The organism is Halorubrum sp. AD140 (assembly GCF_034497445.1).
Taxonomy (GTDB): domain Archaea; phylum Halobacteriota; class Halobacteria; order Halobacteriales; family Haloferacaceae; genus Halorubrum.
Genome location: NZ_JAXRUU010000078.1, coordinates 1 through 11,824, shown reverse-complemented (window position 1 = coordinate 11,824; position 11,824 = coordinate 1). Strand labels below are relative to the sequence as shown.

Here is an 11,824-nt window from a genome sequence, read left to right as displayed (position 1 = left end):
CCGACGAGTGCCCCGTCTACGAGCTGTACGCCTACCTGCTCGCGGGCGACGACGACGAGCTCACCAAGACCGTCTACTCCGAGTGCGTGAACGGCGAGCGCCTCTGTGGCGGCTGCAAAGAGCAGGCCGCCGAACTGATGCGGGAGTTCCTCGAAGACCACCAGGAGAAGCGCGCGGAGGCCGAGGAACTCCTCGACGACCTCGACATCGACCTCGACTCCGACCGCCGCGGGACCGGCGGCGAGCACTAAAACCGACCGTCAACTCCGACCGTTCTATTGATGGACCGCGGCGGCGCGGGCCTGCGAGGCCGCAGTGCGGCCGAGCAGCACGCGCGAGGGAGTCGGGGCGGCGCGGTCGCGCCGCCCCGACGAGGCTGGGGAGGCGTGAGGTGCGGGGCGGGACTCGAAGGGCAGCCGCGAGGCGGGCGCATCAATCAGCAGTTTATACGAAGATACGTACAGGCGAGCGGCTGGGGGCTTCGGGGGAGTCCGCGCCGACCGACCGTGTACATACGACACACCCGACTGCGTCCGGGCGCGCTAGCGAGGAGACCGCTCGGAGCCACGCTTCTGATCGGCGCTCGGCTACAGCTCTCGTTTGATGTAGGCCCCGAGGACCCCGCCGACCGCGCTGAGCGCCATCGTGTAGGCGAACGCGAGCGCGATGATCCCGAGGATCAGCACGGCGCTCCCGAGCACGACGCCCGCGTCCGGAGCGACCGGGACGACGAACAGGATCAGCACCAGTATTCCGAGAACGGGGATCGACGCTATCGCACCCGAGATCGCGCCGACTCGGAGGCCGTCGCTCGTCTCGCCGCCTTCGAGGTAGCCCGCCAACGCGCCGCCGAGCACGGGCCCAATGCCCGTAAAGGAGAGCACGAACGTCGCGACTGCACCGATGAACGCGTTGAGGAGGGTGTTGTCGGTGTTCATGGCTCTCCGATCGACAGCGGAGCGTATAGTTATGCGGGACGGAGCGTCCACGCGCTTCCTGGCTTCGCCGCCGTACGTCGACGCGCTCCGAGCCGATAGTTTATGGGGCGGGCGGTGCCTGTCACGTGTATGACCGAGCAGGAGACGATCCACGTCGCGGACGTCAGCGAGGGGATCGGGGGCGACGCGACGGCGGAACCGGGTACGCCGGTGGAGCTCCCGGTCGTCGACGTGCTCACCGGTCGCTCATTTATCACGGGAAAGAGCGGCTCCGGGAAGAGCAACACCGCGAGCGTCGTCATCGAGAACCTCCTCGACAACGGGTTCCCCGTGATGATCGTGGACACCGACGGCGAGTATTACGGGCTGAAAGAGGAGTACGAGATCCTCCACGCCGGCGCCGACGAGGAGTGCGACATCGTCGTCTCCCCGGAGCACGCCGAGAAGCTCGCGACCCTCGCGCTGGAACAGAACGTCCCGATCATCCTCGACGTCTCCGGCTACCTGGAGGAAGAGACCGCCAACGAGCTCCTCCTGGAGGTCGTCAAGCAGTTGTTCGCGAAGGAGAAGCGGATGAAGAAGCCCTTCCTCCTCGTCGTCGAGGAGTGTCACGAGTACATCCCCGAGGGCGGCGGGATGGACGAGACGGGAAAGATGCTGATCAAGGTCGGCAAGCGCGGGCGGAAACACGGCCTCGGCATCGTCGGGATCAGCCAGCGCCCCGCCGACGTCAAGAAGGACTTCATCACCCAGTGCGACTGGCTCTGCTGGCACCGGCTCACCTGGGACAACGACACGAAGGTCGTGGGGCGGATCCTCGGCTCGAAGTACGCGAGCGCGGTCGAGGACTTAGGCGACGGCGAGGCGTTCCTGATGACGGACTGGGACGAGTCGATCCGCCGGATCCAGTTCCACCGCAAGCAGACGTTCGACGCGGGCGCGACCCCCGGGCTCGACGACTTCGAGCGCCCGGAGCTCAAGTCGGTCTCCAGCGACCTCGTCGGCGAGCTCCAGTCCATCTCCGACGAGAAGGCCCGTCACGAGTCCGAGCTCGCCGACCTCAGGCAGACGCTCGACGAGCGGAACCAGCGGATCGCCCAGCTCGAACGCGAGCTGGCGGACGCGCGGGACCTGAGCAACATGGCCGACCAGTTCGCGCAGGCGCTGCTCGGGAAGGCCGAGGCTCCCTACCGGAGCGGCGCCGGTCCGTCGGCGGGCAGCGCGGAGAACGGCGACCAGTCCGTGCTCAAGTCGTACGACGAGGCCGTCGCCGCGACGAGGGAGGACGGCGACTCGCGGGACTCCGACGACGATGGGTCGGCGGACGGAGATGCGAACGAGACCGACGAAAACGCGAACGAGGACGCCGACCCGCCGATCGACGACGTCGACCCCGTGACCCGCGCCGACGTCGCCGAGAGCGCGCTCCGCTTCGACGACGCCGTCGAGCTCGGCACCCGCGAGGCGGTCATCGAGGAACTCCGCGATCGGATCGAGGCGCTGCCGGAGCTCTCGCGCGGGATGCTCCGCCACTACCGCCGCGAGGGCGTCAGCGATCCCGTGGCCGCCCACATCGACGCCGGCGGCGACGGCGACTCGGGACACGCGTACAGTCGACACCGACCGATACGGCGGGCGGGACTGATCCGGCACGCCGGCCGCGGGCACTACGCGTACGCCGTCCCCGATCTGATCCGCGAGGCGTACGCCGACCGGCTCGACGAGGAGAGCGTCCGCGAGATCGTCCGGGCCGTCGAGACCGCCTTCGTCCCGCCGGCCGAGCGGAGCTACCCGCCGGACGCCGAGCCGACGGAGGTCGATCCGGCGCGGGACCCGGCGACCGACGCGGAGGGCGACTCGGCAACCGTCGACGAGTCCCCCGACGCCGGCCTCGCAGACGTCGGCGGCGACGCGGGCGACGGTTCCGACGACGCGGGCCCGACGGACGCCGACGACCGCTCGGGCGGGAGCGAGCTGAGCGACGCCGCGCAACGTCTCGCAGAGCGGGGTCGCACCGGGGACCAGTGACCGTTCAGTACGGGACCGAGAGGTACTCGCTCGGCACCGCGTTCCGCGCGGTCACCTGCGGGTCGACCACCTGACTGATCTCGAGGCCGCCGACGAGACTGGAGAAGAGGTACGCCTCCGTCCGAGAGAAGCCGTGCTCGTGCGCCAGCAGTCGCACGACGTCGCGGTTCGCGAGCTCCACCGCTCTCTCCATCGTCTCGGCGCTCGCGACCGTCTTGACCGCGTCGCCGGTGTCGACGAGCGGTCGGTCGAGGGGCACGTCCGGATCTTCGATCACCGAGAGCGTCACGTCGATTTCGGTGCCGATCTCGGCGCCGGTCCCGCACATCTCTCCGTCGGCCATCGCGGCCTTCGAGTCGCCCATCGCGAGCATCGCGCCCTCCTGAAACACGGGGAAGTAGGCGGTCGTCCCGGCAGTCATGTCGGTCGTGTCGAGGTTGCCGCCGTGGTCGTCCGGCGTGAGCGTCGATATCGTCTCCCCGGCGGTAGCGACGCCGATCGTCCCTATCACGGGGTCTATCGGGACGTCGATCCCCTCGAAGTCGATCGACCCGTTCCCCTCCTTCTCGGTCTCTCCGTCTCGGTCGCTCTCGGCGTCGACCCTGGTGATCCGCGTCGCGGGGTGTTCGATGTCGGGATCGTCCCGCAGGAGCCCGAAGCCCGGTGCCGTGAGTACGCGACCGACCTCCTCGGTCACGCGCACGTCCTCTATCTCGACCGCGAGCACGTCCCCGGGACTCGCGCCTTCGACGGCGATCGGGCCGGTCGCGGCGTTGACCTCCTCCGGAATCGCGTCCAACAGATCGGCGTCGGCCTGAATCGCTCCGTTTAGGCTGTCGATCGTCTCGATCGTGAGCGACTCGCCGTCGGCCGCCTCGTGGATGGGCTCCATCTCCGGCGAGAACTCGTAGACGTGACCGTCGCGGTGGGAGACCAGCTCTCGTGACATTCGGGTGCGGATCTGGCTCGCGAGGTGAAAAGTCTCGCGGCGGGGGCGACGACGCGGACGTCCGACGGGGCGCCGCGCTCTGTCTCCTCACTTCCTCCCGGGGACCAACCGGGACAGGACGGAGCGCACCGCGGCGGCGGGTCGGGGCCGCTCCGTGTCGGAGCGGCGCTGCTCCGCGAGCTGTCGGTCCCGCTCGTCGAGGAGTCGCTCGTACCGCTCGACGACGCGCTGCAGGCGCTGTTCTTTCCGCTCGAGCTTCCGTTCGAGCCGTTGGACGTCGCGCCGGGAGGCGACTGTTCGCCTCGGAGAACCGCGTCTCTCTCCCGGAGGGCCGTGCCGGTCGCCCGGAGGGCCGCCCCGTTCTAATCCACCGGACTCCCGGTCCGCGCCGCTGTCCGGTGCGTCCGGTGTCGTTCGCGCCGCCCGTTGACCGGTCCAATCCCACTCATCCTGGGCGTTGAGGCGCTCTACGGGGAGGTCTGTGTTCATGTGTCGAGTTAACTAGTACCGTGGCTACGACCATAAACACCAGTCAGACAACTGGCATGCTCTCGTCTGCTACGTCGGCTCGGACCGATTCACTCGTCGGTCGCCGTGCTCGAGAGGATGAGGTCGGTCGTCTCGCCGGGAACGTCCCAGAGGGGATAATGCCCGCTACCCTCGAACCAGTGCAAGCGGGCGATGGGGAACCGCTCCAGTGCCCCCGTCGCCTGCCCGGGCAGGGTCACTCGGTCCTTTCGACCCCACCCGACCACGATCGGTTCTGCCGGATCGGTCGTTCCGCGCTGACTGGGACCGAACGCCAACCGACGAAGCTGTTCGTCGAACGACGGCGACTCGGCGAACGTCCGCATCCCCTCTCGCGCGACGTCGGCGGACAGGGTCCAGGGCCGTGCCGACAGTTGGACCAAGAGCAGCGTCCGACCGACGGGGAATGGCTCCGGACGGAGGATACAGTCCCAGCTGAACGAAGCGTGGTACACGTAGTGGTTGTCGTGGCCGCGTGTACAACGGACGCGCGTCGAATCTCTCGACCGTTCATCAAGTCTGACATTTCACACGGGGGCGTCGAGAACGGTCACCACCTCACTAATGCGAAGGTAGAAGCTCTGTCAAAGCGTTTCCCGCCTATCGACTCTCTCTTTGTTCGACCTCGTTCAGTTCAATAACTCACGTAACACGGTCTCGTGTACTTTACCGGTTTTCGAGCAACCCTTTTGCAGCAGTTGGGCGAAATGATCCAACTTGGATTGAATATTTAGGAGTATCACGTGATACGTGTCGATTGTAACTAGCAATTGGGAGCGCCTTTTCTTATCAATACCTCTGTAACCACTGTTCAAAATAGGGTGTCTATTTCGCGGGTGGATCGCATAGAAGGATGCCGTTCAGTCGGCACAGATCGAAGAGACTCCAGCTATCCTTCGACGGGTGTACACTCCTCCGAATAATCGCGTCTTACTGAGAAATAGTGCATTATAACTAACAACGACCGCACTTGTGGTCAATGTGCTATGCCACTATATATGGACGTTCACCGAGATGTGGACGCAAGCGTCGAAGACGTCGTAGAGGCTCACAAGAAAGACGTCGCGACTCAGGAGAAACACGGTGTGAAATATCTGAACTACTGGGTTGACGAGGACGAGGGTGCTGTCTTCTGTCTGTTTGAAGGCCCGAGCAAAGAAGCGGGTGAGAAAGTCCACAAAGAAGCCCACGGCCTCACCGCAGACGAGATCTTCGAAGTCGAACAAGGCGAGTGAGTACAAATCACAGGAATTACGGACTGTTCGAACAGGGCAAGTTCGGCTTTCACAGCGGATAGAGGTCATGGGCCCACTGGCTGGTCGCCGCAATCGCGGCAGTGGCCGGAGTAATTCTGTAATGTGGTCGAGGAAGATTCAAGTGCCACCGAAGAGAAAGGAAGGCCCTCATCCCAACGACGGTCGGATACGCGAGACCATTGAAATGAAAAAGGCCAGCCACAATCAAGGCGCATCTGATACGGAGTCAGAATTCGTTCGAACGAACGACATCGAGACGTACTACGTGCGCCGTGGTGACGGCCCACCCATCGTGTTCATCCACGGCATGACTATGAGCGCCACCCAGTGGGAACCCCAAATGGAAGCTCTCGACGGCGAATTCACAACCATCGCGTACGACGTACGGGGCCACGGACGCACCGGTGGTTCCGACCGCGATCCGTACAATATGTCGTTGTACGCGGCAGATCTTGATGCGCTTCTGACGGAGTTGAACGTTGAGAATCCGGTTCTGTGTGGACTCTCGATGGGGGGCTGTATCGCTCAGGTGTACGCTGCGACGTACCCCGAAAAGATAGCCGGCCTCGTAGTGTCCGATACGTTCACTGCGGCTCCACTTCCGTTAAAAGGACGGCTCATCTTCGCCAACCTGCGATTCTTCGGTCTGCTGGATCGTGTCGTGAGATACACCATCTTAAACCGTTTGCAGACGTGGGTTGGGCAACGTCTCGCTCCTGGGATTGCTGGTGACAGTGTGACCACGCAGCGGCTCATGGACGAGGCACCGACGATATCCCACGCAGAATTCGTTAAGATTGCCAACTCGGTGGCACAGTTTCCGGAGAGTGACTTCGATGCCTCGAAGATCACCGTCCCTGCTTTGGTGATGCACGGGGAAAACGTACCGCCAGTCCTTCAGGATATGCACAAAAAACTCGCCGCACAACTCACGAACGCGGACGTAGAGAATTCTGTGATACCGGATGCGGGTCACGCCTCGAACATCGACAACCCTACGTTCTTTTCCGCGGTGTTGCGCGAGTTTGTGGTTCAACAGGTGCTGAAATAAAATGACGCAGCACGAACAGTGATCAGCCGTGAGCGGATGGAGGGAGAGTAGCATTCTCAGGGTCTCATTGGCGGAATGAGTATGATTCTCACTGGGATTGCTCTGCTTAGCGTTCTGAGCGAAGCGGAATTCGACATCGTTGAGCCGTTCGGAGCGTTCGCAGTGGTACTGCTCTCCCTCGCGCTCCCGGCATTATACATCACTGAGCGCTCTTGGTTCGGTCGCCTCGCCAAGAGCGGATACGGCCTGATGAGTCTCGGATGGGTCGTTGCAACCGTCGGAATAGTTCTGACGAGCCTTACAATACCTCCCCTCTCTGAGACAGGATTCCTCCCGTTTCTGCTGGGACTTCTTCTGGCAATGCTCGGTGCATTACTGGCTCCTCATCACCGCGCTGCCTGTTGGTGTCCCTTTCGCAATCGCATTCACTACATACGCGATGGGCGAAGGTGCTGATCCATGGGCCGGTCCGATGATCCTCTACGGACTCGCGTGGGTAGTTTTCGGATACCTCTGGACTCGTCGGTAGCAGCCAGGACTCCGCTGAGTGAAACGTTCTGTTTGATTTCGTCGGTCGTGGTGGAGAACTCGAAAACCACTCGACGACAAAGTATAACGTCATTCATCGACCGCGAATTCAAAGAACAACTACAGTCAGAAGAATCTGCTCCTCAGCCAGCAATTCATGGCCTGAAAGACGCGTTTTTGGCTACCGAGACTCACGTTGTTCGACCTTGTTCAGTTCGATAACTGATGTAACACATTCTGCACAGATTGCCGCTTCTCGAAAAGCATCGAATGTAGAGATACAAATGTTTTCCTGTGACCATGTTTTAAGTTCATTCGAGGATATTTGGCCACATGATAATGACGATTCGGCTTGCATCTCCAGATGATGCCCACGATTGTAAGGAAATATACGAACCATACGTACGTGATACTGCTATCTCTTTCGAGATTTCTCCACCGGGTAGAGACGAGTTTCAAGAGCGCATTACGAGGAAGCTCGAATCTTATCCGTGGCTCGTCTGCGACCACGAGAACAGCGTAATCGGATTCGCATACGCCGGTAGTCACCGAGGGAGGGGCGCGTACCAGTGGAGCGTGGAGTCATCCGTCTACGTAAACGAAGAGTATCACCGAACCGGTGTCGCAAAAGGCCTCTACAGTTCGCTGTTCGAGACACTACGTTTGCAGGGTTTTTACAACGTCTATGCCGGCACGACGTTACCGAATCCACCGAGCGTTAGCTTCCATAGGGCGATGGGATTTGAGCCGGTGGGGGTCTACCGCAACGTCGGGTACAAGCAAGGGAAGTGGCATGACGTAAAGTGGTGGCACCTCCCGTTACAGCCACACACGGATGACCCTGACCCCCCGACACCTATCGGCGAACTTGAGGGTACTCCAGAATTGGATGATGCTGTTGCAGCGGGAGTTGTGGACATCTCCGTCTAGGAGCATGGAGTAGGCTTCGCCCCCCGAATCGTGCCATGTGCTACCTCGACTCACGTTGCTCAACTTTGTTCAGCTCGATCAGCAGCCGGAAGATCGCCTTCACGAGGTTGGCGTCGACGTCGAAGCGCTCGGCGTTCTCACCGGCTCGCTCCATCACGCGCTCCTCTTGGCCCTCGTCGGTCGTCGGGAGGTCGCGCTCCTCTTTCACGGCCGCCACGGTGTCGGCGACGTACGTCCGGCGGGCGATCAGTTCGACGATCTCTCGGTCGATGTCCTCGATCTCGCGTCGCAGTTCGTCGAGGCTCCGGTCCTCCGCGTTCGGTGTGTCACTCATGGGAAATCACGTGTCGGGGTCGGCGGCGTCTCACGGCTGATCACTCGACGCTCGCGCCGTCGTTTCTGGTCGTCGTCCGTCGCAGCGCGCCGGGGCGTTCGTCCCACGCGTCGGCGACGACGTCCAGGTCGGTCTCTGGGTCGGTCGGGTCAGCGACGGCGACGACGCTCGGGCCGGTGCCCGACAGCGACACCCCCGTCGCGTGCGACATCGCCTCTACCGCGGGGTCGGCGTCGAAGCCGAGGGCGGCCGAGAACGCGAGCCCGTTGACGGTCATCGCCTCGGCGTACCGTCCGTCCAGCGCGAGGTCCGCGACGAGGTCCGCCATCCGCGCAACAGCCTCGCAGCGGGCCACGTCCGCGTCCGCGCTGTAGGCGCGCTCGGGCGGGGTCCAGACGAGGACGTCCCAGTCGACGGTCTCGCGCGACCGCAGGTCGTCGCTCCCGTTGTCGGTGACGGTCACTCCGCCCAGCATCGAGGCGGTGGCGTCGTCGAACGCGCCCGTGACGGTGACGCCCGCCTCGCGGGCCGCCCGCACGCCGAGCCGGCAGGCCTCCAGACGGGTGACGTCGACCGCGGGGTCCGCGGCGTCGCCGGCGCGGTCGCCCTCGTCTCCCACCGTCAGCCCGAGCGCGTCACAGGTCGCGAGCACGGTGGCGTTGGCGGCCGCGCTGGAGCTCTTGAGCCCGGCGGCGAGCGGCACGTCGCTGTCGGTCCGGACGGTGCCGCCCTCGCCGTCTCCCCACCGGTCCGTCGCGAGAGAGACGCAGCGCTCTATCAGAGCGGTGTCGGCGTCGGGGACCTCGGCGATCGTTCCGCTCACGGCCTCGGCGGACGGGTCGAGTGCAACGCTCGCGCGCGTCTCGACGTCGATGCCGAACGCAGCGCCGGTGCCCGTCGCGAGCGCGTTCAACACGGTGCCGGCGCCGAGTGCGGCCGCCCGTCCCTCCATGCACTCACGGCTCGCGAGCGCGGACAAAGAGGTAGCGATCACGGCGAGACTCTCGGCTCGCGACTGGCGACGTGTCGCGGGCAACCGAGAGCTCCGACTCAGACCGGCTCCGCGCGCCGCACCGCGGCGTCGACCTCGTACCAGCCCGGGTCCGAACGGACGCTCGTCTCTCGGCTCGAGAACGCGATCGACACGTCGAACCGTCGGGTCCCGTCGTCGAACCGACTGTCGGACGGGAACCGCTCGGTGACGTAGCCGAAGCCGACCGCCTCTCGGTCGGACGAGCTCGGACGGCTCGCGTAGGCGTCGACGCGAAGTTCGACCGTCCCGTACGCGAACCGCCCGGCGTTCTCCACGGTGAGCCGCGCGTCGACGGTCGTCTCGCCCCCGTCGTCGGTCACGTCGAGCACGTCAGCGCTCGCGACGACGAGTCCGGAGCCGTCCGGTCCGACCTCGTCGGATACCGACCCGTCGTCGGACTGTTCGGCGGTCGACTCGTCCGTCTCTTCGCTCTCGCCTTCCGTCTCTTCGCTGTCGCTTTCCGTCTCTTCGCTCTCGCCTTCGCCCGCACTCTCGCGGTCGGCGTCGCCCGCGCTCTCGTCCGACTCTACGAGGCAGCCGGCGAGCAGGCCGGGGGCGGCCGCGGCCAGCAGCCGTCGACGGGAGAGTGACCGCCTCATGGGCGCCCCCTCGTCGCCGGACGACCTGTGCGTGGGGTTCGATCGCGCATCTGTCATCCCGTCACCTCGCCGAGCACGCCGGCCACCGCGCCGACGACGGCGGCGACGACCGCGGTCGCGAGCACCGGTCCGAGCGCGTCGGCGATTCCGTGCGCCTGCGTCGCGGCCTCGCCCTGCGACGCGACGACGAGGACGACGACGACGACCCCGTATATCAGCGCGCCGAGCCCGCCCCCGACGCCCGCGGTCGCGGCCGCCTCCCGCGGGTCGTACGCCCGCGACCCGACGAGCACGCCGAGGACGCCGGCGATGGGTGGCGTGACGACGAGCGCCGCCGCGGTGACGGCGAGGTACGACTGCGCGACGAACACCGGACCGAACCGCGCGGTCTCGCCGGTCGCGGCGGTCGCGAGCGCGGCCTCGGCCCACCCGGTCCCCACCGCGCCGACGAGCCCGACGCCGACGCCGACGACCGCGAACACCGCCGCCGTGAGACCGACTCCGTTCGCGTTCATCAGACCACCACCCACCCGTTCGTCAGCGCTCCCTGCCAGCCGGCGCGCTCCTCCCAGGCGTCTCCGGAGAACCCGGTCGCCAGCAGGAACTCGCCTGCCCGGACGACGTATCCGTACTGGACACCGGCGTGCTCGTCGAAGCCGTAGCGCTCGCCCTCGGCCTCGTCGTGGTAGAGTCGGTGCCAGCGAGCGGGACCGTCGTCGACCGACCCCTCCGCGTCGCCGGCGTCGTCGCCCTCGCTGTCGTCGTCGCTCGCGGTGCCCTCCGAGATGTCTGACCCCGAAGCGGTCGCGGTGGGATCGATAGGCGCGCGCCCCTCCGTCGACGCGTCGGCGAGGACGGCTTCCAGCCGGTCGCTCGCGACCCCGGCGTCCGGGTACCGCTGGACGTACAGCGGAGTCCCGTCGAGCTCGTGAGGCCACCCCTCGAACGTCTCGCTCGGACGACCGCCGGCGGACGGGCGGGTCGCGAACGCGACGAAGAGCTCGTCCACTCGGTCACCCGGCCTGGGAACCGGCCCCAGCCTTGCGCGGAGCTCCGCCCGGCGGTCCGAGTCGAACGCCTCCCCGTAGATCCGCGGAATTCGGGACCGGTCGTACCGGTCTTCGTCGTACGGCTCGTGTGCGAACGCCGCGAACTCGCGAGTCGGGAGGGCGAGCTCGACGAACGCCTCGTCCCGGAGCCGTCGCCGTCGGTCGTCGTTCTCGGGGAGTGGGTACAGCAGCCGGTCGAACAGCCGGTCGTGGATCGGCTCCCGCGAGAACGCCTCCTCGACGTAGGTCGCGGTTCCGAGGGGGCTGACCCCGTCGCGCATGCGGTCGACCTCCTCGAGAAACCGGTCGACGTCGCCGCGAGGCGCGACGGTCCGGAGCGTCTCGACGTGGCGCTCGGTCCGCGAGCGGATCCGGGCCTCCGGATGGAAATGAGGCTCCAGCGCGGTCGCGGCGCGGTCGGCGGCGGCGCGCCCGGCTTCCTCCAGCCGGTCGGCCATCTCGACGCTGACTTCGCCGTCCGCGTCGGCCGTCTCGCGGACGGCGTCGATCTTGGCGACCAGATCCGCTATCGCGTCGCGGTACGTCGCGACCGCCGTCGCGTACTCGGTCGCGAACCAGACCGCGTCGTCGACGACGTCTC

General features: G+C 65.5%; 13 protein-coding genes and 1 pseudogene. 6 read left to right on the top strand and 8 right to left on the bottom strand.

Annotated features, from left to right (window positions below; genetic code table 11):
* Window positions 1-251, top strand: a pseudogene (locus U4E84_RS14870) (tryptophan--tRNA ligase); the annotation flags it as partial.
* Window positions 252-587: 336 nt separating this feature from the next.
* On the opposite strand, the gene U4E84_RS14865 reads toward U4E84_RS14870, so the two are convergent.
* A complete protein-coding gene (locus tag U4E84_RS14865) occupies window positions 588-938 on the bottom strand; it encodes a DUF5518 domain-containing protein (protein ID WP_322532899.1) in 351 nt (116 codons plus the stop codon).
* A 129-nt stretch (window positions 939-1,067) separates the two neighbouring features.
* On the opposite strand from U4E84_RS14865, the gene U4E84_RS14860 reads away from it, so the two are divergent.
* Window positions 1,068-2,966 carry a helicase HerA domain-containing protein gene (locus U4E84_RS14860; protein WP_322532898.1) on the top strand — a complete coding sequence of 633 codons (1,899 nt, stop codon included), beginning with the start codon at window positions 1,068-1,070 and terminating at the stop codon, window positions 2,964-2,966.
* Window positions 2,967-2,970: 4 nt separating this feature from the next.
* On the opposite strand, the gene U4E84_RS14855 is transcribed toward U4E84_RS14860, so the two are convergent.
* Complete coding sequence (locus tag U4E84_RS14855) at window positions 2,971-3,915, bottom strand: acetamidase/formamidase family protein (protein ID WP_322532897.1); 945 nt, start codon at window positions 3,913-3,915, stop codon at window positions 2,971-2,973.
* Window positions 3,916-3,939: 24 nt separating this feature from the next.
* Between U4E84_RS14855 and U4E84_RS14850 the strand changes: the two genes are divergently transcribed.
* The gene (locus U4E84_RS14850; protein ID WP_322532896.1) at window positions 3,940-4,281 is read left to right on the top strand and encodes a hypothetical protein; all 342 of its coding nucleotides are present in this window, start codon (window positions 3,940-3,942) and stop codon (window positions 4,279-4,281) included.
* Between the two features lie 212 nt (window positions 4,282-4,493).
* Here U4E84_RS14850 and U4E84_RS14845 read toward each other — a convergent pair whose 3' ends face one another.
* Window positions 4,494-4,826 carry a hypothetical protein gene (locus tag U4E84_RS14845; protein ID WP_322532895.1) on the bottom strand — a complete coding sequence of 111 codons (333 nt, stop codon included), beginning with the start codon at window positions 4,824-4,826 and terminating at the stop codon, window positions 4,494-4,496.
* A gap of 615 nt (window positions 4,827-5,441) precedes the next feature.
* On the opposite strand from U4E84_RS14845, the gene U4E84_RS14840 reads away from it, so the two are divergent.
* From U4E84_RS14840 to U4E84_RS14830, 3 genes are all read left to right on the top strand, one after another.
* Complete coding sequence (locus U4E84_RS14840; RefSeq protein WP_322532894.1) at window positions 5,442-5,678, top strand: DUF4242 domain-containing protein; 237 nt, start codon at window positions 5,442-5,444, stop codon at window positions 5,676-5,678.
* Window positions 5,679-5,799: 121 nt separating this feature from the next.
* On the top strand, window positions 5,800-6,750 hold the full coding sequence (locus U4E84_RS14835; RefSeq protein ID WP_322532893.1) for an alpha/beta hydrolase: 951 nt from the start codon (window positions 5,800-5,802) through the stop codon (window positions 6,748-6,750).
* A gap of 861 nt (window positions 6,751-7,611) precedes the next feature.
* Complete coding sequence (locus U4E84_RS14830; protein ID WP_322532892.1) at window positions 7,612-8,208, top strand: N-acetyltransferase family protein; 597 nt, start codon at window positions 7,612-7,614, stop codon at window positions 8,206-8,208.
* Window positions 8,209-8,248: 40 nt separating this feature from the next.
* On the opposite strand, the gene U4E84_RS14825 is transcribed toward U4E84_RS14830, so the two are convergent.
* The 5 genes from U4E84_RS14825 to U4E84_RS14805 form a co-directional block, all read right to left on the bottom strand.
* Window positions 8,249-8,542 carry a chorismate mutase gene (locus U4E84_RS14825; protein WP_322532891.1) on the bottom strand — a complete coding sequence of 98 codons (294 nt, stop codon included), beginning with the start codon at window positions 8,540-8,542 and terminating at the stop codon, window positions 8,249-8,251.
* 40 nt (window positions 8,543-8,582) lie between these two features.
* Complete coding sequence (locus tag U4E84_RS14820; protein WP_322532890.1) at window positions 8,583-9,494, bottom strand: shikimate kinase; 912 nt, start codon at window positions 9,492-9,494, stop codon at window positions 8,583-8,585.
* 98 nt (window positions 9,495-9,592) lie between these two features.
* On the bottom strand, window positions 9,593-10,174 hold the full coding sequence (locus U4E84_RS14815; RefSeq protein WP_322532889.1) for a hypothetical protein: 582 nt from the start codon (window positions 10,172-10,174) through the stop codon (window positions 9,593-9,595).
* A 53-nt stretch (window positions 10,175-10,227) separates the two neighbouring features.
* Window positions 10,228-10,689: a hypothetical protein gene (locus U4E84_RS14810; protein WP_322532888.1), complete on the bottom strand. Its 462-nt coding sequence runs from the start codon at window positions 10,687-10,689 to the stop codon at window positions 10,228-10,230.
* The coding region (locus U4E84_RS14805) for a hypothetical protein (protein WP_322532887.1) at window positions 10,689-11,824 on the bottom strand (1,136 nt) is incomplete at its 5' end. The genes U4E84_RS14805 and U4E84_RS14810, both read right to left, overlap by 1 nt.

What these genes read in the sequence shown, in the direction of transcription:
- U4E84_RS14865 (WP_322532899.1), bottom strand. Translation starts at nt 938, where the DNA reads ATGAACACCGACAACACCCTCCTCAACGCGTTCATCGGTGCAGTCGCG.
- U4E84_RS14860 (WP_322532898.1), top strand. Translation starts at nt 1,068, where the DNA reads ATGACCGAGCAGGAGACGATCCACGTCGCGGACGTCAGCGAGGGGATC.
- U4E84_RS14855 (WP_322532897.1), bottom strand. Translation starts at nt 3,915, where the DNA reads ATGTCACGAGAGCTGGTCTCCCACCGCGACGGTCACGTCTACGAGTTC.
- U4E84_RS14840 (WP_322532894.1), top strand. Translation starts at nt 5,442, where the DNA reads ATGGACGTTCACCGAGATGTGGACGCAAGCGTCGAAGACGTCGTAGAG.
- U4E84_RS14835 (WP_322532893.1), top strand. Translation starts at nt 5,800, where the DNA reads ATGTGGTCGAGGAAGATTCAAGTGCCACCGAAGAGAAAGGAAGGCCCT.
- U4E84_RS14830 (WP_322532892.1), top strand. Translation starts at nt 7,612, where the DNA reads ATGATAATGACGATTCGGCTTGCATCTCCAGATGATGCCCACGATTGT.
- U4E84_RS14825 (WP_322532891.1), bottom strand. Translation starts at nt 8,542, where the DNA reads ATGAGTGACACACCGAACGCGGAGGACCGGAGCCTCGACGAACTGCGA.
- U4E84_RS14820 (WP_322532890.1), bottom strand. Translation starts at nt 9,494, where the DNA reads ATGGAGGGACGGGCGGCCGCACTCGGCGCCGGCACCGTGTTGAACGCG.
- U4E84_RS14815 (WP_322532889.1), bottom strand. Translation starts at nt 10,174, where the DNA reads ATGAGGCGGTCACTCTCCCGTCGACGGCTGCTGGCCGCGGCCGCCCCC.
- U4E84_RS14810 (WP_322532888.1), bottom strand. Translation starts at nt 10,689, where the DNA reads ATGAACGCGAACGGAGTCGGTCTCACGGCGGCGGTGTTCGCGGTCGTC.